The 20815-nt window shown below is 48.2% G+C and carries 24 protein-coding genes; 14 read left to right on the forward strand and 10 right to left on the reverse strand.

Translation table 11 applies throughout. The annotated features are described in order from the left end of the window. The 5 genes from V7D78_RS04080 to V7D78_RS04100 form a co-directional block, all read left to right on the forward strand. Positions 1-186: response regulator transcription factor (locus V7D78_RS04080; protein ID WP_333607152.1), on the forward strand; the 186-nt coding region annotated here is incomplete at its 5' end. A gap of 121 nt (positions 187-307) precedes the next feature. Beyond that, entirely contained in the window at positions 308-997 is a 690-nt protein-coding gene (locus tag V7D78_RS04085) for a DUF2589 domain-containing protein (protein WP_333607153.1), read from the forward strand. A 19-nt stretch (positions 998-1016) separates the two neighbouring features. Then, positions 1017-1586: a DUF2589 domain-containing protein gene (locus V7D78_RS04090; RefSeq protein ID WP_333607154.1), complete on the forward strand. Its 570-nt coding sequence runs from the start codon at positions 1017-1019 to the stop codon at positions 1584-1586. A 7-nt stretch (positions 1587-1593) separates the two neighbouring features. After that, a complete protein-coding gene (locus tag V7D78_RS04095) occupies positions 1594-2049 on the forward strand; it encodes a hypothetical protein (protein ID WP_333607155.1) in 456 nt (151 codons plus the stop codon). A gap of 113 nt (positions 2050-2162) precedes the next feature. Continuing rightward, the gene (locus V7D78_RS04100; RefSeq protein ID WP_333607156.1) at positions 2163-2453 is read left to right on the forward strand and encodes a high-potential iron-sulfur protein; all 291 of its coding nucleotides are present in this window, start codon (positions 2163-2165) and stop codon (positions 2451-2453) included. A 65-nt stretch (positions 2454-2518) separates the two neighbouring features. Here V7D78_RS04100 and folM read toward each other — a convergent pair whose 3' ends face one another. The 6 genes from folM to V7D78_RS04130 all read right to left on the reverse strand — a co-directional run bounded on the left by folM (position 2519) and on the right by V7D78_RS04130 (position 8389). Then, complete coding sequence (folM, locus tag V7D78_RS04105; RefSeq protein ID WP_333607157.1) at positions 2519-3274, reverse strand: dihydromonapterin reductase; 756 nt, start codon at positions 3272-3274, stop codon at positions 2519-2521. A gap of 61 nt (positions 3275-3335) precedes the next feature. Next, a complete protein-coding gene (locus V7D78_RS04110) occupies positions 3336-5240 on the reverse strand; it encodes a putative bifunctional diguanylate cyclase/phosphodiesterase (RefSeq protein ID WP_333607158.1) in 1905 nt (634 codons plus the stop codon). A 101-nt stretch (positions 5241-5341) separates the two neighbouring features. Continuing rightward, positions 5342-6550 (reverse strand): organoarsenical effux MFS transporter ArsJ, encoded by a 1209-nt coding sequence (gene arsJ / locus V7D78_RS04115; protein WP_333607159.1) that lies wholly within the window; start codon positions 6548-6550, stop codon positions 5342-5344. A 31-nt stretch (positions 6551-6581) separates the two neighbouring features. Beyond that, positions 6582-7592, reverse strand: a complete 1011-nt coding sequence (locus V7D78_RS04120) for an ArsJ-associated glyceraldehyde-3-phosphate dehydrogenase (RefSeq protein WP_333607160.1) — start codon at positions 7590-7592, stop codon at positions 6582-6584. 36 nt (positions 7593-7628) lie between these two features. Beyond that, positions 7629-7970 (reverse strand): metalloregulator ArsR/SmtB family transcription factor, encoded by a 342-nt coding sequence (locus V7D78_RS04125; RefSeq protein WP_333607161.1) that lies wholly within the window; start codon positions 7968-7970, stop codon positions 7629-7631. Positions 7971-7975: 5 nt separating this feature from the next. After that, a complete protein-coding gene (locus V7D78_RS04130; protein WP_333607162.1) occupies positions 7976-8389 on the reverse strand; it encodes an arsenate reductase ArsC in 414 nt (137 codons plus the stop codon). 153 nt (positions 8390-8542) lie between these two features. Between V7D78_RS04130 and V7D78_RS04135 the strand changes: the two genes are divergently transcribed. The 8 genes from V7D78_RS04135 (at position 8543) to phoR (ending at position 18586) form a co-directional block, all read left to right on the forward strand. After that, positions 8543-10177 (forward strand): methyl-accepting chemotaxis protein, encoded by a 1635-nt coding sequence (locus V7D78_RS04135; RefSeq protein WP_333607163.1) that lies wholly within the window; start codon positions 8543-8545, stop codon positions 10175-10177. Between the two features lie 116 nt (positions 10178-10293). Continuing rightward, a complete protein-coding gene (locus V7D78_RS04140; protein WP_333607164.1) occupies positions 10294-11316 on the forward strand; it encodes a substrate-binding domain-containing protein in 1023 nt (340 codons plus the stop codon). Between the two features lie 184 nt (positions 11317-11500). Further along, positions 11501-12898 (forward strand): phosphate ABC transporter permease subunit PstC, encoded by a 1398-nt coding sequence (gene pstC / locus V7D78_RS04145; protein ID WP_333607165.1) that lies wholly within the window; start codon positions 11501-11503, stop codon positions 12896-12898. A 3-nt stretch (positions 12899-12901) separates the two neighbouring features. After that, positions 12902-14287, forward strand: a complete 1386-nt coding sequence (gene pstA / locus V7D78_RS04150; protein WP_333607166.1) for a phosphate ABC transporter permease PstA — start codon at positions 12902-12904, stop codon at positions 14285-14287. Positions 14288-14356: 69 nt separating this feature from the next. Further along, positions 14357-15142, forward strand: coding sequence for a phosphate ABC transporter ATP-binding protein PstB (gene pstB / locus V7D78_RS04155; RefSeq protein ID WP_333607177.1), 786 nt, complete (start codon positions 14357-14359; stop codon positions 15140-15142). A gap of 189 nt (positions 15143-15331) precedes the next feature. Beyond that, complete coding sequence (locus V7D78_RS04160; RefSeq protein WP_333607167.1) at positions 15332-16369, forward strand: porin; 1038 nt, start codon at positions 15332-15334, stop codon at positions 16367-16369. Between the two features lie 181 nt (positions 16370-16550). Beyond that, entirely contained in the window at positions 16551-17237 is a 687-nt protein-coding gene (gene phoB, locus V7D78_RS04165) for a phosphate regulon transcriptional regulator PhoB (protein ID WP_333607168.1), read from the forward strand. A gap of 5 nt (positions 17238-17242) precedes the next feature. Continuing rightward, positions 17243-18586, forward strand: coding sequence for a phosphate regulon sensor histidine kinase PhoR (phoR, locus tag V7D78_RS04170; RefSeq protein ID WP_333607169.1), 1344 nt, complete (start codon positions 17243-17245; stop codon positions 18584-18586). 25 nt (positions 18587-18611) lie between these two features. Here the strand turns inward: phoR and V7D78_RS04175 are convergent, their stop codons facing one another. The 4 genes from V7D78_RS04175 to V7D78_RS04190 all read right to left on the reverse strand — a co-directional run bounded on the left by V7D78_RS04175 (position 18612) and on the right by V7D78_RS04190 (position 20374). Then, on the reverse strand, positions 18612-19181 hold the full coding sequence (locus V7D78_RS04175; RefSeq protein ID WP_333607170.1) for a DNA-3-methyladenine glycosylase I: 570 nt from the start codon (positions 19179-19181) through the stop codon (positions 18612-18614). A 20-nt stretch (positions 19182-19201) separates the two neighbouring features. Then, entirely contained in the window at positions 19202-19525 is a 324-nt protein-coding gene (locus V7D78_RS04180; RefSeq protein WP_333607171.1) for a HigA family addiction module antitoxin, read from the reverse strand. After that, positions 19512-19799: a hypothetical protein gene (locus V7D78_RS04185; protein ID WP_333607172.1), complete on the reverse strand. Its 288-nt coding sequence runs from the start codon at positions 19797-19799 to the stop codon at positions 19512-19514. Before V7D78_RS04185 ends, V7D78_RS04180 begins: the two co-directional genes overlap by 14 nt. An 89-nt stretch (positions 19800-19888) precedes the next feature. Continuing rightward, a complete protein-coding gene (locus V7D78_RS04190) occupies positions 19889-20374 on the reverse strand; it encodes a phosphatase domain-containing protein (RefSeq protein WP_333607173.1) in 486 nt (161 codons plus the stop codon). Positions 20375-20686: 312 nt separating this feature from the next. On the opposite strand from V7D78_RS04190, the gene V7D78_RS04195 reads away from it, so the two are divergent. Further along, on the forward strand, positions 20687-20815 hold the full coding sequence (locus tag V7D78_RS04195) for an IS66 family transposase (RefSeq protein WP_442886497.1): 129 nt from the start codon (positions 20687-20689) through the stop codon (positions 20813-20815).

Raw genomic sequence — 20815 nt, forward strand, 5'->3', positions numbered from 1 at the left:
CAATTCCGGGTATTAAAAATGATTGCGGATGGCCTGCTAAACAAACAAATTGCCTATGAAATGAACGTGCAGGAAACCACCATTAAACAACATGTGTCGGCGATTTTACGCAAGCTTAATGTGAACAACCGCACCTTAGCGGGCATATTGTTTGAAAAGCTAAAGCTACCCGAGTCATTTAAATAAGCCGACAAAGTGGTCGGCTTTAGAAATTGGTGCTAGGCTCTTTGGTGAATAGTATTTCGTCGCCAGAAGTTAAGCCGTTGGCGTTGGTACCCATTACCAATGTTGCCGGAGAACTGACTTTATGGCAGATAATGAGCTTGATGACGCTCAAGCAGCGCCTGATGGGGATGAGTTATCTCTCAGCCGTCTGACCCTTGAGCAGGCCTTACTGGCACCGCTCGATTCTATTCTTAAAGCGCAGCTGCATTCTGCCCGCTCATTTTTAAACTTACTGTTGCAGCTTGGCTACCCGCATGATTCCGCCGAAAAAGATGGCCACCCTTATTGTATGCAATTTAAGTTTACTCAAGATGGCGAAACGCAAATGCTGTCGGTGCCGGCATTGGCATTGGTCCCTATTTCGCCACTGGCAGTAGATTCGGCTAATTTTCAGTTGGAAATGTCGGCTAAAAGAGTGGTACGCCAGGCACAGATCCGGCAAAGCGCCGACGTATCTACCGATATGACTACTGCAGGTAATCGCTGTGATCGGTTTCAGCGCCCCTGGTTTTTGGTGGATAAACCGGTCAATATTGAGGGCGATATCGTCTCACCTAACAGCAATGAAGCTGCGAAGCATCGCGAGTCACAATCGGCCATAAAAATCAGTATTAATGTCAAATCCATTCCGTTGCCATCGGGTCTGGATAAGTTGCTCTGTACTTTAAGCAACATGTCACAAATCAGCCCGGTGACACCTGCTCAACCCAGCCCCTCTGTATCGTCTGAAGCTGTGGCCGATGAGGCTGAACCCACTGATAACCTTAACTAAATAGCAACAGGAGTTTGTTATGGAAAAGAGCTTAATCGGAGCCGAATTTCAGGGACTGCCGTTAGAGTATTTAATTTCAACACCTTTGGTGGCTGCCGTTAAAGCCCAGCGTATTGCTGCGGAAAGTACCCGGCAATTTATCGAGAGCATGATTGAAAATGGTAAGCCGATAACGGTGGATTTTGCCGTTGAACAGAAAAGTGCCGATGGCAATCAGAATTCGGTGCAGGTAGCTGCACCGTTATTAGCTATGGTGCCGGTGCCGCATTTGCGTATTGATGCATTGACCATAAAGTTTAGTTTTGAAATCAGCCAGACATACCGGGATGCCAAGGCGACCGAGAGATCGATAGATACCAGTGTCAGTTCAGGCAAGGCGCTAAGCCCTTGGGTCAGTGCGTCAGTGAAAGGTTCTATTTCCAGCAAAGCCTCGCAGGAATCCGCTACTAACCGCAGTGGCCAGCTAGATATTACCGTGCAAGCCAGTGAGTCTGAGATCCCAGAAGGCTTAGCCCGGGTATTGTCACTACTGACCAGTGCCATTCAAACGGCAGAGCCGGGCGGTAAAAGTCCGGCAGCGAAAAGTTAATCTGGCTATGAAACAGCTTGGCATCTTGTTGAGTAGGCCGCAGCGACAGGGATGGTTCTGTCTGCAGCAGTTGCTCGACTCTGTATTGGCCGATGTGGTCACAGCCGATGCGCAGTTTCAGCTTACCCAGGTGGCGGCCTGGCGAGATTTTTCTGGCCAGTTGCAACAGCTTGAGCAATTAACCGATGTCGACGCCATTGATTTAGCCATAAGCCTGGGCCGGCTTGAACATCTGGGCATCACCGAGTTATCCATTACCGTGCCATTGCAACAGTATCAGCCAGCCTGGTGGCAGCGCTGTTGGTGGTGGTTTAAGCAACTCTTTGGTGCCCGGGTGCCAACCACCTCCGAGCGGTATCGATTAGCTGATAGCAACTCGTCTGCGGTGATGGCTATGTCTGTTACAGCTCGTCGTAGCGAACAGGGGCGCTGGGTAGTGGATAACCAGACGAAAACCAGGTAATTCACTGCTAAGCCGCCATTTGTGTTATTTTTAGTCGTATTTAGTTGATATCTGTCAAATCCGCAGCGGCATATTTGGCGTATGATGTACCATAACAAATGCAGGAGAGTGATATGAGCAATGTAAATAGACGCAGCTTTTTTAAAATTTCGGCCGGCACCTTAATAGGTATGACTTTGGGTGGTGTCAGTTTACGTGCCTTTGCCGCAGAAAAAGTTAAACTGGATGACCCAATGGCAGCTGCCATGCGTTACACCCATAAATCTGAAGTAGAAGGCCAGAATTGTGGTAACTGTAATCTTATCCAGGGCGAAGATGGTCAGGAATGGCGTCCTTGCGCGATATTCCCGGGCAAATTGGTGGCCAACGAAGGTTGGTGTGCCGCCTGGGTGAAGAAAGTCTGAAATCTATTTTAAAAACGGCGTGCAGCAGCACGCCTTTTTTTTTTGCCAAAATGAAAGCGCTGGCTTTAGGGGAGTTTAAGCTGGCGTCCACCATCTAATGCCAATACCCGCCCAGTAATGTATTGGCTGTTTAGCAGGTAACTAATGGTATTTAAGACCTCTGCTGCGCCAGGCTCAATCTGCATTAGCGATTTGGTCAGCGCTTTTTGACGGTAAGCCTCATCATCAGCTTCGTTAAACATTAGCAGCGCAGGGGCAATGGCATTGACTTTTATGCCGGGGGCTAACTGGCGCGCTAGTGAAAAGGTTAAGTTTTCCAACGCGGCTTTAGAGGCTGCATAAGCACTGTGTTTGTTGCTGCCGACACTGGCAACAAAGTCGGTTAAATGCAAAATGTCGGCACCTGTTTTACTGGCCTCAAGCTTGGAACGCAGCGCCCGGTTTAGTAGATAGGGCACTTTAACGTGGATGTGTTGCATCGCATCAAACAGCGCCGCATCTGCCACCAGTTGCTCGGTGACTGAACCTTGCATGGAGTCAGAGCCTTGGGCAGGTAAATCAGCCTGCCAGCTGGACGCATTATGAATAAGGGCTCTGATGCTGGGGTAGGGCGCCAGTTGTTCAATAAAGGCGGCCACTTGTGCTAACTCTGTAAAATCAGCCTGAATACAATGCACCCCGGCTTGTTGTAGTTGAAGTACGCCGGGGCTTAAGCGGCGATAGCTAATGACTAGCTGATAGCCTTGCTGTTGTAACGCAAGGGCGCAAAACAGACCAACGCGTTGACCAGCGCCGGTAATCACAATTACGGGTTTTGTCATAATTTGCCTGAAAGCAGAAATCTTTGACCACTTTATACGTCGTTATAGTCAAATGGATGGGTCAGGCTTCAACTTTTGCCAGCTCCAGACTACTGACAAAGCCCAGTAAATCAGCTTCTGGCAGGGCTTTGGCAAAATAAAAGCCCTGGCCTTCATCGCAACCGAGCAGGGTTAACCGTTGTAATGTCGCCAGATCCTCAATACCTTCGGCCACAGTTTTTAAGCCCAGACTTTTACTCAGCTGGATAATAGCCCGCACCAGGGGTTCATCACGCTCCGATAAACACAGCGACAATATAAAGGACTTATCAATTTTAAGCCTGGAGGCATTAAAGCGGCGTAAATATCCAAGGTTAGAGTAGCCGGTGCCAAAATCATCAATAGAAAAACTGACCCCCAGTTCACTGAATGAATTCAGTTGGCGCTGAATGCTATCCCCTTCGCCAATCAGCAAAGACTCAGTTAACTCTAATTCTAGTAACTGCGGAGCAATGCCTGCGGTATTTAATGCCTGCTGTACGCTGGCTTCGAGCTGACCACTGCGAAATTGCACATAGGATAAATTAACGGCGACGTTAAGTTGACTATAACCCTGCTGCTGCCAGCGGCCACAGGCCAGACAGGCTTGTTGCAGTACCCATTGTCCTAACTCCTGAATAAAACCACTGCTTTCTGCCAGTGGAATAAACTGATCAGGTGCCAGATAACTGCCATCGGATTGTGGCCAGCGCAACAGGGCTTCAGCGCCTTTTGCCTGCCCTGTTTTAAGATCAATAATGGGTTGGTAATGCAGGTTAAACTCGCCATCTTTTAGTGCCTGGCGCATCCGTTGTAATAAATTAAATTTGTCGATACTGGCTTTATTTAAATCATCATGAAAAAACCGGAACACGTTGCGCCCGTCGGCTTTTGCCTGATACATCGCCATGTCTGCATGCTTACATAACTGGCTGAAGCTACTGCCATCTTTAGGCGCTATGGCCAGCCCGACAGAGCCGGAAATTTCAATTTGAGTTTGCATAATAAAAAAGGGTGCTGTGGTCTGGTCCAGTATTTGTTGCGCTAACAGTGCCAGGGTACTATGTTCGCCAGTGCCGGGGTGCAACAATAAAAACTCGTCACCGCCAAAACGGCACAGCACGTCATCTGGCCCCAGCAAGCTACTTAATCTCAAGGCGAGCTGTTTTAACAATAAATCACCTGCGGCATGACCCAGCGAATCATTAACTGGTTTAAAATTATCCAGATCTAAAAACAGCAAGGCCAGTTGCTGATCGCCTTCCAGACATTGCTGATAAAGTTGTTGAAACAGCTGCTGGCATAAAATGCGGTTGGGTAAATCGGTGAGCGGGTCGTGATGTGCTAAGCGGGCTATGGTCGCCTCGCTTTGGCGTACCCGCTGATTTTCCTGCTCCAGCGATACAAGCAGGCGGCGATGGTCGCGATACAGCAAATATACACTGCTACCGGTGACCAGCAAAATAACACTGACAAATATAAAATGCGCGGCGGTCACGGCCGGGATTTGCGGTGTTAAGTCGCCACTCAGTGTCATCGTGGTCAGTAAACCGCAAAACAGCACCATAGAGGCAAATAACGTGAAAAATAGCCGGCTATTACCTAAGATCACTGCAAAAATTAATACTCCGGGATAGCCCATTAAGGCCAGATCGCGGATGCCTCCCGACACGTAGGCTAATGCTGACAACATCAGTGCCATAGACCACAGTAGTAAGCTGCTGGCCAGATCGATTTTTTTCTGATAAGCACACCAACCAGCTATTGCCAGGCTGCTGCAACCAGCAAGTAAGATAAATTGCGTGGTGCCTCTGGCCACAGCCACAGCAAATAGTAAGCCAAAAAACGTCAGGCTAATAATTTGCAGTAAGCGTTTGGCTTTTAATCGCTGAATTGACAGCGTGGGTGAATCTGGAAAAGGCGCATGCAGGACATCTTTTTTCGGCATAACACACTAACAGCTCAACTAGGGTTATTTTACTCTAGTAGCTTTTTTGCATATTGGCGACTTTTTGATGAAAAAATTTAAGCTTATGCTCATGCAAAAGTTCATGCCCTGGCGGCTGGCTGGGCCAGTCTGCTGGAAATAAAAACGGTGACTAACAACAAGCCACTGGAGACCCATAAACAGGCGCCTATACCCGCCGTTTGAAACAACCAGCCTGATAACACTGTGCCCAGTAGCCTGCCCATGGCATTGGCCATATAGTAAAAGCCCACATCCATAGAAACCCCGTCACTATTAGCATAGCTGACAATCAAGTAACTGTGCACCGCAGAATTAATCGCAAATACCACGCCAAATAACAGTAAACCGCCCAGTAGCGCCGCTTCAATCTGCCAGTGGTAATGCAGTGCCAGTGCAATTAACGCCGGTATGGCGCACAGTAACGCCGCCCACAAGGTGACGGTTTTGCCATCGGGTAGCTTGCTGCCTAATAGCTTAGGGGCAATACTCTGTACGCCGCCATAACCTATCACCCACAACGCCAGAAAGCCGCCGACTGTCCAATGATCCCATCCAAACTGGCTGGCCAGAAATAAAGGTAGCGCTATGACAAACCAGACATCACGGGCAGCAAACAGCAACATGCGCGCGCCGGATAAAATGTTAATGGCCCGGCTTTTGGATAGCATATCGGTAAACTTGGGTTTGCCACTGCTTTTGCCTAAATCCTGCTTCAATTTAACCAGACTAAATAGCCACACAGCCAATAGCATCAATGCCATGCTTAAGATAGCCAGCTGAAAGCCGAGCAGTGTCAGCAGCAGGCCTCCAATAAAAAAGCCCAGACCCTTTAACGCATTTTTTGAGCCAGTCAGAAGCGCTACCCATTTAAACAGGGTGCCCTGCGCCTCTTGTGATACCAGCATTTTAATGCTGCTTTTAGCGCTCATCTTGTTTAAGTCTTTGGCAATGCCAGATAATGCCTGTGCCGCCATCACCCAGGGCACAATTAAGTATTGTGCCGGTAATAGCAGCATTGATAACGCAATAATTTGCAGCAGCAGACCGATATTCATGGTGTTATTTAAACCAATGCGGGCACCCAGCCAGCCACCGACTAAATTGGTGATCACCCCAAAAATCTCATAAAACAAAAACAGCATGGCAATACTCAGGCCACTATAGCCCAGGCTATAAAAGTGCAGCACCACCAGCATGCGCAAGGCGCCATCGGTAAGGGTAAAGGCCCAGTAATTGCCGGTTACCAGCAAGTACTGGCGGATTTGCGGAGACAGTGATGACAACAGCATAGTGCGGTTTACCCTACTCTTATGGTTACTTTTATGCTTTATCTAACAAGCCAACCATGCGTGCCAGCTCAACGGTACGGTTAGCGTAGCCCCATTCATTATCGTACCAGGCATAAATTTTAACCTGGGTACCATTAATCACCATGGTACTCAGCGCATCAATAATGCTGGAGCGCGGGTCGGTTTTATAATCTATCGATACCAGTGGCCGCTCTTCATAGCCTAAAATATCTTTCAGCTCACCCTCAGCGGCTGCTTTAAACAGCGCGTTCACTTCTGCTGCGGTGGTGGCACGCTCTACTTCAAACACGCAGTCTGTGAGGGAGGCATTGGTCAGCGGCACCCGCACTGCATGGCCATTTAAGCGGCCTTTTAACTCAGGGAAAATTTCAACAATAGCGGTGGCTGAGCCGGTCGTGGTAGGAATTAAGCTGCTGCCACAAGCGCGGGCGCGGCGTAAATCTTTATGTGGCGTATCCATAATACTTTGGGTGTTGGTCAAATCATGAATAGTGGTAATAGAGCCATGTTTAATGCCCAGGTGCTGATGAATCACTTTAACCACAGGTGCCAGGCAGTTAGTGGTACAACTGGCCGCGGTGACGATCTGGTGCTTGTGTTTGTCGTACAGCTGATGATTGACACCCATGACCACATTAAGCGCGCCGGCTTCTTTTACCGGTGCACTGACCACAACCCGTTTAACGCCTTGCGCCAAATAATCCTGTAATACGGCGACAGTTTTCATTTTGCCAGAAGCTTCAATCACCAGATCACAGCCTGACCAGTCGGTATCGGCAATACTTTTATTGTGGGTTACCGCAATGACTTTGTCGTTAATCAGTATGTTATTGCCATCAGCTGTGGCGTTATGCCGCCAAATGCCGTGCACAGAGTCAAAATTCAGCAAGTGGGCATGGGTAGCAGCATCAGCGGCCGGGTCGTTTATCTGCACAAATTCTAACTCAGGCCAGTCAAAGGCCGCGCGCAGTGCTAAGCGGCCAATTCGGCCAAAACCATTGATGCCCACTTTAATTGTCATATCAAAATCCTTAATCCGTTTACGCATTTATTTGTTTTAACAACACCTGCTCGTTACCGGGCGAGGGTTAATTAAACACAGTTGTTGTTTAGCCTGCTGCAGGTAGCCGTGATGTGCTGCCAGTGTCTGTTGCAAAATAGCTAAGGCCCAATCAGGCAGCTCGGGGTGCAGCGAGTAAAACACCCATTGGCCGCTGCGTCTGTCTTGTAAAATATTGGCTTTGCGTAATTGCGCCAAATGACGGGATATTTTTGGCTGGCTTTCCTCCAGCGCTGCCATCAACTCGCAGACACAGAGCTCTTGCTGCTCGGTAATCAGTAACAGGCTTTTTAAACGGGTATCGTCGGCCAGGGCTTTAAACCAGTCTACGGCTTGCATCTGGCTTAACGCTCTTTTTTATCAAACATTAAGAACATATTAATCCGATCATTCAGCTCGTTTAACACTACATCAAAGGCTTTTAAGCCTTCTTTGGTTTTAGGATCGGCAAAATCCCAGTGCAGAATTTTATTGGCATTTACCTGATCAGCACAGGTTTGTTGCGCTTTGTCGCACAGCACTATGGCGACATCAAATTGCTCAGCGGCAAAGGATGAAAGCGGTTTACTGCTAAGGTTAGTGGCAGGAATGTGACGATTTTCCAGCACCGTAAACACCCTTGGGTCAATGTCACAGGGTTCAGTACCGGCACTGCATACCTGATAGCTATCGCCGACGGTATTACGAAACAGCGCTTCAGCCAGTTGCGAGCGGGCAGAATTACCGGTACAGACAAAGATCACTTTTTTAGTCGTCATGGTGTGACTCCAGGCAGCTAAACATTCGATTTATCATATATACGAAAAGCCATATGTCAAATGACCGTTTTATGACAGCAATGCCTACTGTCATAAAAATGCCATCTTGGCATCTTAAACTTAGCGTATGCCAGCGTTAGTCAGGAGTTCGCTATGTTAGCGTCGTTTAAAATCTCTCAACGATTAGTGTTATTGGGTGGGACACCGCTGCTGTTCCTGTTGCTTGTATTGCTGGCCAGTTTTTGGGTAGCACAAACCAAAGATAAGCTGTTTTATACCTTATATGACGAGCATCTGGTGATCCTGGCAGACATTATGAGTGCGCAAAAAATTGTGCAGCAATCGGGTCTGGCCGAACTGCGTAAATACCGTACTGGCTGGGCTTCGGCTGAAAACACCCGTAATACCGTGCTGCAGCAACTGGACAGCGCCAAACAGCACTGGCAGGCATTCAGCGCACAGCGCCCGGGCGATGCAGAGTTGCCGGAGTATCAGGAGCTGGATCAAGCTTTTGCCAGAGTATTGGCTATGTATGAAGAGTGGATTGCTTATGCTGGCTCTGATGCGCTGTTAGTGCGTATTTTGAACGAGTCGTCGGTTAATAATGAAGTGGAGCAAAAAATTGGTCACTTTGGCAATCTGGCTGATGCCTTTGTGCAGCAACAAATTACTGCCGGCGCCGAAGTGCGCGATCAATCTGCTCAGTTTACCGGCTGGCTGGTTAAGGGATATCTGTTAGGTGCTCTGTTATTAGTGTTGTTAATGAGCGGCTTAATCTGGGCGATTACCCGCTCAGTATCACAGCCGCTAAATCAATTACGGGATTTATTGCTCAACGTGGCCGAGCATTCCGATTTACGCCTGCAAGCCAATACGCAGGGTAGGGATGAAATTGCTGATGCGGCCAGAGCGTTAAACCAAATGCTGGCGCATTTTTCACAACTGATCAGCGGGCTGGGCTCAAGCAGTCAGGCGTTAACAGAGCAAGCTGAGCAGGTGTTGACGGTCAGTGACGAAGTTCGGCAGGGTTCAGGCCGTCAGGCCGATCAGGCGACGCAACTGGCCACCGCAGTGGATCAGATGAGTATGGCCATTCGCCAGGTGGCAGCTAATGCCCGCTGCGCGGCAGACAGTGCTGAGCAAGCTGAGCAATGTAGTACTCAGGGCAGCACTGTTGCCGCTAACAGTATGAGCACTATAGAGCAACTAGAGCAAAAAACGCAGCAGGCCAGTAGTGTCATTACACAGCTACAGCAAGATTCTACGCAAATTTCCAGTGTGCTGGAGGTGATCCGCAAAATTTCTGAGCAAACCAATTTGCTGGCGTTAAATGCAGCCATAGAGGCTGCCCGCGCTGGTGATGCCGGCCGCGGCTTTTCAGTGGTAGCAGATGAAGTACGTACTTTATCGGCCAATACCCAGCAGGCAACAGAATCTATTCGCAGCATGATTGGTCAGTTACAGCAACAAGCCAATGCGGCGGTGATCGTTATGCAGCAAGCCGCCGAGCAGGCCAGGCAGAGTGTCGGTCAATCGCGCCAGACCGATCTGATGTTTAAACAAATTGCTACCGCCGTTAAACAGATAGTGCAGCGAAATGCTGAAATTTCCAGTGCCACTGATGAGCAACAGCAAGTCGCTGCCGGTATCGCTGATGGCATTAATGTTTTAAATGATGATATTCGGCAGCTCAGTACTGGTGCAGAGCGATCAGCTGCGGCCAGTGGACAGTTAACGGCAGTAGCTGAGCAGCTGGCACTGGGCTGCAGTAAATTTAAATTCATTTAAAATTAGATACTTAAATAAAATAAATTAATGTGCTGACTGTAATATTCCTGCAATAAAACTATCGCACACTAAGTAGCGTTAACCAAAACAATGATTCGAGGACTGAGGTAATGAAAATGAATAAGCTTACTAAACTGGTAGTCGCTACCGCCGTATCACTGGCCTTCGCAGGTCAGGCTCATGCTAATCGTGACACTGTTCAGGTGGCCGGTTCTTCAACTGTATTACCATTTTCTTCTATCGCTGCTGAAGAATTCGGTAATAACTTTGCGCAGTTCCGTACTCCGGTTGTGGGTTCAGGTGGTTCAGGCGGTGGTTTACGTCAATTCTGTCAGGGTGTGGGTATCAACACTATTGATATCGCCAACTCTTCACGTGCTATTCGCCCGGCGGAAGTGGATACCTGTAAAGCGAACGGTGTTAACCAGATTATTGAAGTGAAAATCGGTTATGACGGTATCGTGTTCGCCTCACGTATTGATGCTGGCGATTTCAAATTAAAGCCAGAGCACGTGTTTCTGGCTCAGGCTGCACAAGTGCCACAAAATGGCCAGATGGTTGCTAACCCATACACAAACTGGAATCAGATTGATAAGTCTCTGCCTAACCAGTCTATCTTATTAGCGATTCCTGGTTCTAACCACGGTACCCGTGAAGTGTACGAAGAAAACGTGATCCTGAGAGGGTGTAAAACTTTTGCTGAAGTAAAAGCTTTACCAAGCGGCGAGCAAAACAATTTCTGTTTAGCGATGCGGACTGATGGTCGCGTAGTAGAAATTGCCGGTGATTACACTGAAACCCTGGCGCGCTTACAAGCACAAAAAGACGCAGTAGGCGTGTTTGGTTTAAGCTTCTATGAATCAAACCGTGACCGTATTAAAGTAGCTACAGTAAGTGGTGTTGTACCTACTATCGATAACATCATTGCCGGTAAATACCCGGTATCACGCCCACTGTTCTTCTATGTTAAAGGTGAGCACATCGGTGTTATCCCTGGCTTACAGCAATTTGCTGAGTACTTTGTATCAGAAGCGGCTTCAGGTTTTGGTAGCCCGCTGGAGGCCGCTGGTTTAATTCCACTTGACGACAAAGAGCGTGCAGAAATCCTGGCCAATATCCGTGCTAAGAAAACACTGTAAGTAATACCAATTACGTTGTTGCAATGAGGACCTTCGGGTCCTCATTTTTATTTCATAAATATGACAATCTGCAAATGTGACTGCTGCTGTAATAAAACTGCAATGTGGCGGCGTTAAGCTAGCGGCGTGACAAATAATCGATTTAGCGCCCGTAAGGGACAGGGTATCGGCGAATGGAGCAAGCATGAGTAATTTTTCGTTATTAGTACTGCTACTGGTATTGATGGCTATCGGCTATCAGCTGGGCATGGTGCGCAGTAAACGGGTAGCGACCATCAACCCACAGCAGAAAATGCACTCGAGACCACACCATTACGGCATGATGGTGGGGTTATGGGCCGTTATCCCGGCGTTTTTTATCTTAATTCTCTGGACCATGCTGGCACCTGGTGTAATAAGCAGCATGGTAGCCGCGCAATTACCGGCTGAGGTACTGGGGCAGGATGGCATGAACGCTAATGCCATTATGCGCCGGATCAGCAACCTGTCATCCAACTTTGGTATTGTCGCCGAGGCTGAGCAGTGGGAGCTGGCGGCGGCTGCTTATATGCAGCAGTTAAAGTCACTCAGTGCGGCTATGTTAACCGGCTTAATTGCCGCTATTGCCGTTACAGGCTTGTTTTTCAGCTATAAGCGTATTCAACCGCAGCTGCGTGCCCGTCATCAAATTGAACGCACAGTAAAAGCCATACTGGTGATTTGTTCTACCATAGCGATTTTAACCACCATTGGCATAGTGCTGTCGATGGTCGGCGAGACCATGAAGTTTTTCAGCTTTGTACCGCCAGCAGAATTTTTCTTTGGCACCACCTGGAACCCCAGATTCTCCACTGGTGGTATTACCGAAGGCTCGTTAACCGGTAGTCAGGGTAGCTTTGGTTTACTGCCTTTATTATCCGGCACCATGTTAGTGGCCTCTATTGCACTGCTGGTGGCGATTCCGCTGGGCTTAATGGTGGCGATTTATCTGGCAGAATATGCGCCGGCAAACTTTCGCGCTACCGCTAAACCTATTATTGAAGTACTGGCGGGTATCCCAACCATCGTTTATGGCTTTTTCGCGCTGGTGACCGTCGGGCCCTTTTTATCCGACTTTGGCGCCAGCATCGGCCTGACCATTCGCGCCACCTCAGCGCTGACAGCAGGTGTCGTGATGGGTATCATGATTATTCCTTTTATTTCGTCTTTATCGGACGACATTATTACTCAGGTGCCCAAAGCACTGCGAGATGCCTCGCTGGGCCTTGGCGCCACTAAATCTGAAACTATTCGCAAGGTAGTGTTACCGGCAGCCCTGCCGGGTATCGTCGGTGCTGTGTTATTGGCAGCCAGCCGCGCCATTGGTGAAACCATGATAGTGGTATTGGCCGCGGGCAACAGCCCGGCATTGACGGCCAACCCCTTTGAAGCGGTGTCGACGGTAACCGTTACCATTGTTAACCAGTTAACCGGTGACAACGATTTTGCCAGCCCGCAGTCGTTAGTAGCCTTTGCTTTAGGCTTAACCCTATTCGTGATTACCTTGCTACTGAACGTCGTGGCGCTGGTAATAGTGCGTAAATACCGTGAACAATACGAGTAACTTATGACTGACATCAATAGCACATCAGCCAACGGTTCTGCGGATAATGCGCCGTTGCTACTGAGCAAAACCCAAAAAATTGTCGCGGCCTCGCTTAAGCGACGCCACCACCAGGAAAAAATATTTAAGAGCTTTGGCCTGACCGCCGTGGTAATCAGCCTGACGCTGGTAGCCATTTTGTTTATCAATATTTTTTCTAAAGGCTTACCGGCATTCTGGCAATCGGCCATCACACTGGACATTTACTTTGATCCACAGATTATCCAGATCAGTGACAAACCCGTACAACGCCCGGATGAAACTGATAATGACTTCCGCCAGCGCGATATTGAATGGCAGTCTGAAGTCGGCATGATTAACTTTAACCGGTTAATTATTGAAGGCCTGAACAAGTTGCTGCCCGATGCTGACCAGCATAGACGTGATCTGCAGCGTATTGTTACTTCAGGTGAGCGCTTTGCGCTGCGCCAGTTGATTATTGATAACCCGGATGTGATTGGCCAGACCAAAAAGTTACACCTGCTTACTGATGCCAATATTGATGTCTGGCTTAAAGGTAACATTGACCGCAGCTTAGCTGATGCACAGCAGCAGTTAAGCCCCAAGGTGCGGGAGTGGGTAGAAATGCTGTCTGAGCAGGGCATCATTAAAAACCGTTTCAGCTTCGCCTTGTTTATGAACCCCGATTCGCGCAGTTCATTGGCCTCTGCCGGTTTAGCCGGTGCCTTTATGGGCTCCTTATATATGATGCTGATTGTGATTTTCCTGGCGGTACCTATGGGGGTGGCAGCGGCGATTTATTTAGAAGAATTTGCTCCTAAGAACAAAATTACTGATTTGGTTGAAGTGAATATCAATAACCTGGCAGCAGTACCTTCTATCGTGTTTGGTTTGCTGGGGGCAGCAGTCTTTATTGGCTGGTTTAACCTGCCGATGTCGGCGCCGGTTGTGGGTGGTCTGGTACTGAGTTTAATGACCCTGCCTACCGTAATTATTGCTACCCGCTCTACGTTAAAAGCGATACCGCCGTCTATCCGGCAAGCAGCCTTGGGCCTGGGTGCTTCAAAAATGCAGGCGATATTTCACCATGTGTTGCCGCTGGCCATTCCGGGTATTTTAACCGGCGCTATTATTGGTGTGGCTCAGGCGCTGGGTGAAGCGGCACCCTTACTGCTGATAGGTATGAAATCTTTTGTGGCCCAGGTGCCGACCAGCCCTTTTGAGCAATCTACGGCATTACCGGTACAAATATTCCTGTGGCAGGGTAATGAGCTGCGTAACTTCTTTGAAGCCCGTACCTCTGCGGCCATTATCATGCTGTTGGCATTAATGCTATCGTTAAATGCACTGGCCATCTGGCTGCGTAAAAAGTATGAGAAACGTTGGTAAACTCAGATGAACTTCACTGGCAACCCAACCCTAATAACTGAACAAGATGACAGCATGGCGGATAAAGCGATGACAGTAAACGAGACAAATAACAGCGGTAAAGTAAAAATGACAGCCCGCGACGTCAAAGTGTTTTATGGCGCTAATGAAGCCATACATGGCGTTGATATGGATATTATTGAGAATGAAGTGATTGCCTTTATCGGCCCGTCTGGCTGTGGTAAATCGACTTTTTTACGTTGCTTAAATCGTATGAATGACACCATTGATATTTGTCGGGTTACCGGCAGTATTAAAATGGATGGCCGTGATATTTATGACCCTTCATTGGATGTAGTGCAACTACGGGCGCAGGTGGGCATGGTGTTCCAAAAGCCAAACCCTTTCCCAAAATCAATTTATGAAAACATCGCCTATGGCCCACGTTTACATGGCCTGGCATCACGCAAATCAGAGCTTGACGATGTGGTTGAATCAAGCCTGCGTCGCGCCGGTTTGTGGAATGAAGTGAAAGACCGGTTGGATCAGCCTGGTACCGGTTTATCTGGTGGCCAGCAACAACGGTTATGTATTGCCCGCAGCATTGCCGTCAGCCCGGATGTGATTTTAATGGATGAGCCCTGCTCAGCATTAGACCCTATTGCTACCTCTATTATTGAAGAGCTGATTGACGAGTTAAAGCAAAACTTTACTATTGTTATCGTCACGCACAACATGCAACAGGCGGCGCGGGTATCTGACAGAACTGCCTTTTTCCACCTGGGTGATTTAATCGAGATTGGCGCCACTAACGAAGTGTTCACCAACCCACAAAACAAAAGAACCGAAGATTATATCACTGGCCGTTACGGTTAAATATTAAGCAGCAAGTTCTTGATCTAGATATTTAAAAGGGAAGCTGAAGCTTCCCTTTTTGTGCCTGTGCTGATGATATTTCAGTTGTCACAAAACTGTCATTTATAAGACATGTTATTGTCATTTTGTCTATGCATAATGATGTCACCAAACACAAGGTGCATAAAAATTAATTCTCTGGAGAGCAACATGAAAGCAATAAAATTCAGTTTGATCGCTGCAGCGGTACTCGGTAGTCTGGCTGTGCCTGCGCTGGCGAACGACGTTAAAATTTATGGTCGTGCCCATTTATCAGTAGATCACCTGGATAACGGTGATGATGCTGGTTTAAACGTATCATCTAACTCAAGCCGTTTAGGTTTCCGTGCCAGTACTAAACTGGATGGCGGTTTAGAAGCCTTTATGCAGATTGAGCAAAATATCCGTTTTGACGAAGGCTCAGGTAATTATGCCTCACGTGACTCTTTTGTTGGTGTGCGTGGTGAATTTGGTCAGGTACGTATAGGTCAGTTTGATACACCATTAAAAGCAGTACGCGGCAAAGTGGATATGTTCGGTGATCGCATGGGTGATATCCGTAACCTGACCCGTACCAGCACCTCTGGTAGTACTAATGCCAATATCGGTAACGTATTTGACGAGCGTTACAGAAACGGCGTGCATTACCGCAGCCCTAAAGTGAACAATTTTGTATTTGATTTGCACTACACGCCGCACAATAACACTGGCGCGACTGTGGATAACACCCGTGAATCAACCAGCATGTCAGTATCTTATGAAGTGAAAGGCTTCTATGCAGCTATTGCTTATGAAACTTTCGAAGGCACTAACGATTTAGACCCTAATGCGATTCGTATCGGTGCTTACTATGATATCAGCAGCGACCTGCGTGTATCTGGTATGTACCAGACGGCCAGTGATGTGCCTGGTGGTGACCGTTCAGTATACGGTTTAGGTGCCAGCTACAAGATGGGCGTATATACCTTACGTGGTCAGTACTACATTGCCGCTGACAACGACCAGGCTGATTCTGGTGCTAACATGTTAGTAGTAGGTGTTGACCGTAACTTCGGCCGTGCCCTGACCATGTATGCCGCTTACGGTATTACCTCTAACGACGCAAATGCTGCTTACCGTGTATCAGCCGGTGGCCGTGATACTCAGCTTTCAACCATCACCGGTGAGACTGCTGCAGGTTTGTCTTTAGGTTTAGTGTACAGCTTCTAAGCACTGCTCTACTGAAAAAGCCCGCCATTGCGGGCTTTTTTGTGCGCGTACTTTGCGCTGTGCAACTGCAGCGGCATAGGATAATAATCTGTTAATCAGCAGTATATTGTTCTGCCTTTTCATAAAAGTGTCATATTATGGGCCCATACTTAGTGCAGGCTAATTAGTTGGATGAGTCACTATGTCAAGAAGAATACTGGTAGTAGAAGACGAAGCACCAATCCGTGATATGTTGTGTTTTGTACTGGAGCAAAACGGCTATCAGGCCTCGGTGGCCGAAGATTTTGATGGCGCTATTAATCAGTTGGTAGAACCCTACCCTGACTTGGTGCTACTGGATTGGATGATCCCCGGTGGCAGCGGTATTCAGGTAGCTAAAAAAATGAAACAACACGAGCTGACCCGTAATATCCCCATTATTATGATCACCGCCCGTGGCGAAGAAGAAGATAAAGTACGTGGCCTGGAAGTCGGCGCCGATGATTATGTGACTAAGCCGTTTTCACCCAAAGAGTTGATGGCGCGGATTAAAGCGGTGATTCGCCGGGTCGCGCCGACCAGCCTGGATGATGTGGTAGAAGTACAAGGCTTAAAGCTGGATCCGGTATCGCACCGGGTGATGGCGCAAGAGCAGGCATTAGATATGGGGCCGACGGAATTTCGGCTACTGCATTTTTTTATGACTCATCCAGAGCGGGTGTACAGCCGTGAGCAGCTGCTTGATCATGTCTGGGGCACTAATGTCTATGTAGAAGATCGCACGGTAGATGTGCATATCCGTCGCTTACGCAAGGCGATTTCTGTTGCGGGTCATGATAGGCTGGTACAAACCGTACGAGGTTCTGGTTATCGCTTTTCTGCGAAGTAGGTGTTATGCGGCCACAGCTTTCTAAAGGGAAGATTTTTGCAAAATTCTTCCTTTTTTACTCTCTCGCAGCCTTAGCCGGCTGGCCTTTTGGCCTGAGCATGCTGTTTATGTTGCTGCTCAGCTTAGTGTTACTGGCTTCGCATTATCATCATCTGTTTTTAATTACCAATTGGTTGTGGCATGACCGCAAGTTAACGCCGCCCGATGGCAAAGGCTTTTGGCAGCAAATTTTTGATGGCATTTACTATCAGCAGCGGCGCGAGCGCAAAAAGCGGAAAGAGTTACGTAATTTAGTACGGCGCTTTCGGGATGGCGCCGAAGCCTTGCCTGAGGCGGTGGTGGTACTGACCAGTGACTGGACTATTGTCTGGTGTAATAAATTGGCACAGTTGCTAATAGGGCTGCGCTGGCCCAGTGATGAAGGCCAGCGTATCGATAACCTGGTGCGTAACCCGGAGTTTCAAAGTTTTCTCAGACAAAAGCAGTTTCAGCAGCCGCTGGAAATTAGCGCCAGCGCCAACCATAACCTGGTACTGGAATGCAAAATGATGCCTTATGGCAGTGAGCAATACCTGCTGATTGTGCGCGATATCACCCAGTTAAAGCAACTCGAGCAAATCCGCAAAGACTTTGTCGCCAATGTGTCGCATGAGCTACGCACGCCGTTAACGGTGTTGCAGGGCTATTTAGAAGTGATAGATGCAGAGCATTTGCCAGATCCGGCGATGTGGCAAAAAGCGCACAATGTGATGTTGGAACAAACCAAGCGCATGGATGGCCTGGTGCAGCAGCTGTTAACCTTATCTCGGATAGAGGCCTCAGCCCGGGTGCAGTTTGATGAGGAAGTGGATGTGCCGGCGATGTTAGCCACGCTGGAGCAGGAAGCGCAAGCGCTGAACCATGAAAAGCAGCACAACATTAGTTTTAATATTGATCCCAGCTTAAAGGTGACCGGAGTGACCGAAGAGCTGCGCAGTGCCTTTTCTAATCTGGTAACCAATGCCATTAAGTATACGCCGGATGGCGGTGATATCAGTGTTAGCTGGCAGCGGCAACATCAGCGTGCCATTTTTGCGGTAAATGATACCGGCGAAGGCATAGCACCGCATCATGTTAAACGCTTAACTGAACGCTTTTATCGGGTTGATCAGGCGCGTGCGCGCAATACCGGCGGTACCGGTTTGGGCTTGGCTATCGTAAAACATGTGCTGTCGCGGCATAACAGCCAGCTGATGATTTTCAGTGAGCCAGGCCGGGGCAGCAGTTTTTCGTTTGCCCTGCCAGCCGAGTTAGTGCTGGGCAACCTGAAAACAGCCCCCATTAAAAAAGCCAAGTTTAAGGTAAAGTAGGTCGGTTGGTGGCAAGCTGGCGTATCTAGACCTGACTACGCCTGAAGCAATCTTGGTGATGATCATTGACCATGCCGCAGGCCTGCATATGGGCGTAGATAATGGTGGAGCCGACAAACTTAAAACCGCGTTTTTTTAAGTCTTTGCTCATGGCATCCGACTCCGGGCTGGTGGCGCGATAATCGGCCGGACTGTTTATGCTATTTTGCTGCGGTTTACCGCCAACAAAGCGCCATTGGTAATCACTAAAGCTGCCAAATTCAGCTTGTACTTCTAAAAAGCGTGCAGCGTTATTAATGGCAGCGGAAATTTTTAACCTGTTACGAATAATGCCGGGGTTTTGCAGTAACTCGGCGGCTTTGGCGTCATCAAAGGCCGCCACTTTAACCGGATCAAAATTAGCAAAAGCGGCGCGATAGTTATCGCGCTTTTTCAGCACCGTATACCAGCTGAGGCCTGCCTGAGCAGCTTCTAAGGTTAAAAACTCAAACAGCCTGTTATCGTCATAAACCGGCACCCCCCACTCGGTATCGTGGTAAGCAACATAGTCGGGTTTGGTTAAATCGACCCAGTGACAGCGGCATAGTATGGTCATCGATATAATCCTTTTAGCAGCTAGCCGTAGTGGTAAAGCGGTTCAGCCACCACATTCAGGCTGGCTGCTTTATGCAGATCATATTTTTGTTGGCGGTTTAGCCAAAACTGTGCGCTGATACCTGTGCCCAGCTCCAGCTTTTTAGCCAGCAACACAGAGACTGAGCTGTGGCCATTTACAAACAACGATAGCTGTTTACGGCTGATATGCAGTTTTTCGGCGGCATGAGCAATGCTAAGGTTATGCGGTTGCAGGCACCGTTGCAGCAAAACCTGCCCGGGGTGTTGCACTACTAAGTTTGCACTTCGTGTTAATACCGCCATACCCACCTCACTGAAACTCATTCAAATCAACATCATAAACCTGGCCTGCCGTGAAGTAGCAGGTTACAGAGCCTATAGGTTCAACATTATTCACTGTGACCGTTACGGCCCAATAGCCCGGAGAATGCAGGCTAAATTCAAAACCGCCTAATAATTCAAAATCTTTGACTGAAGCGGCATCGTCTAAATCATCCAGTATCGCAATCACCTGATAAACGTAGGTGTTTGGCAGCAGGGTCACATCGCCGCTTAGCCATAGTTGCTGTAAGACTGCAGATTTAAAACTTTGTATCAAGCAATGTCCTTTGCAATAAGGCGTTACCTATAACGTAACGGGAAGAGTCTAGTATACCCAACACCCAAGCTCAAGCCACTATCACACTATCAAGCGCTGAAATTGGCAAAGTAGGTCTGATGCACCGGGTGGCACAAGGCTTTTGGCCGTAACTGCTGAACTTTGGCCATGGCATCGGCTTTGCTGTATCCCAGTTGTAACATCAGTATCGCCGCCATTAAACCGGTGCGGCCCGAGCCGCCTTTACAATGAATCGCCACGGTTTGATTTGCCTGCAGTAAAGCCAATATCTCTGCTTTGTGGTCGGCAAAGGCGTGCTGAAAGGCTTGATCTGGGGCGCAGTCATCTGCTATCGGCAGTTGAAACCACTTTATCTCGAGTCCGGCACATATTGCGCCTAGGTTATCGGCATTATTTTGTGCTAACTCTTGCTCTGGCATTAGCGTAATAATGGCGGTTACTCCGGCGGCTTTTAGCTGGGCAATGCTTTCGTTCAGGCCTACGCCTTTAGTGCCGGGGCAGGGGGTAAATAGCAGCTGACCTGCGCTTAGGGGTAAGATGTCAAAGGGGTGCATAAAAGTCTGTCCTGTATTAGTAAGTGTTGTGTTTTTTGTAAAAGATCACACTAAATTACCACCTGTTTCACTTTAAATGGACCACTGGTTGCAATTTCTGTAGTCCATAACTTTAACACTCAAGGACTATCAATTGCAGCAATCATCCATTGATATCAAAGACAGCTTTGAGCGAAAAGCAGCCGATAAACGCTATGATTGAAGAGTAAAACGAACGTCGGCTTTGCCTTATTGACAGACATTCGTTTTTTCGTGAACCCAGCAAATTATTTCTAATCGGGTGGACAAATTCAGTTTGCTACTACAGAGACTGTGCTCAAATCCCGCTGCAAAGGCACGTTACTCAGTGATGGTTGCAGCGTCTATGCCAGTTACGCCAAAGCCAGTGACGAGTTAACCCACGCAAAGTGCGGGGTGCACAGCCGTCAGCAGTTTATTTAA

The organism is Arsukibacterium sp. (assembly GCF_036735525.1).
Classification (GTDB): domain Bacteria; phylum Pseudomonadota; class Gammaproteobacteria; order Enterobacterales; family Alteromonadaceae; genus Alishewanella.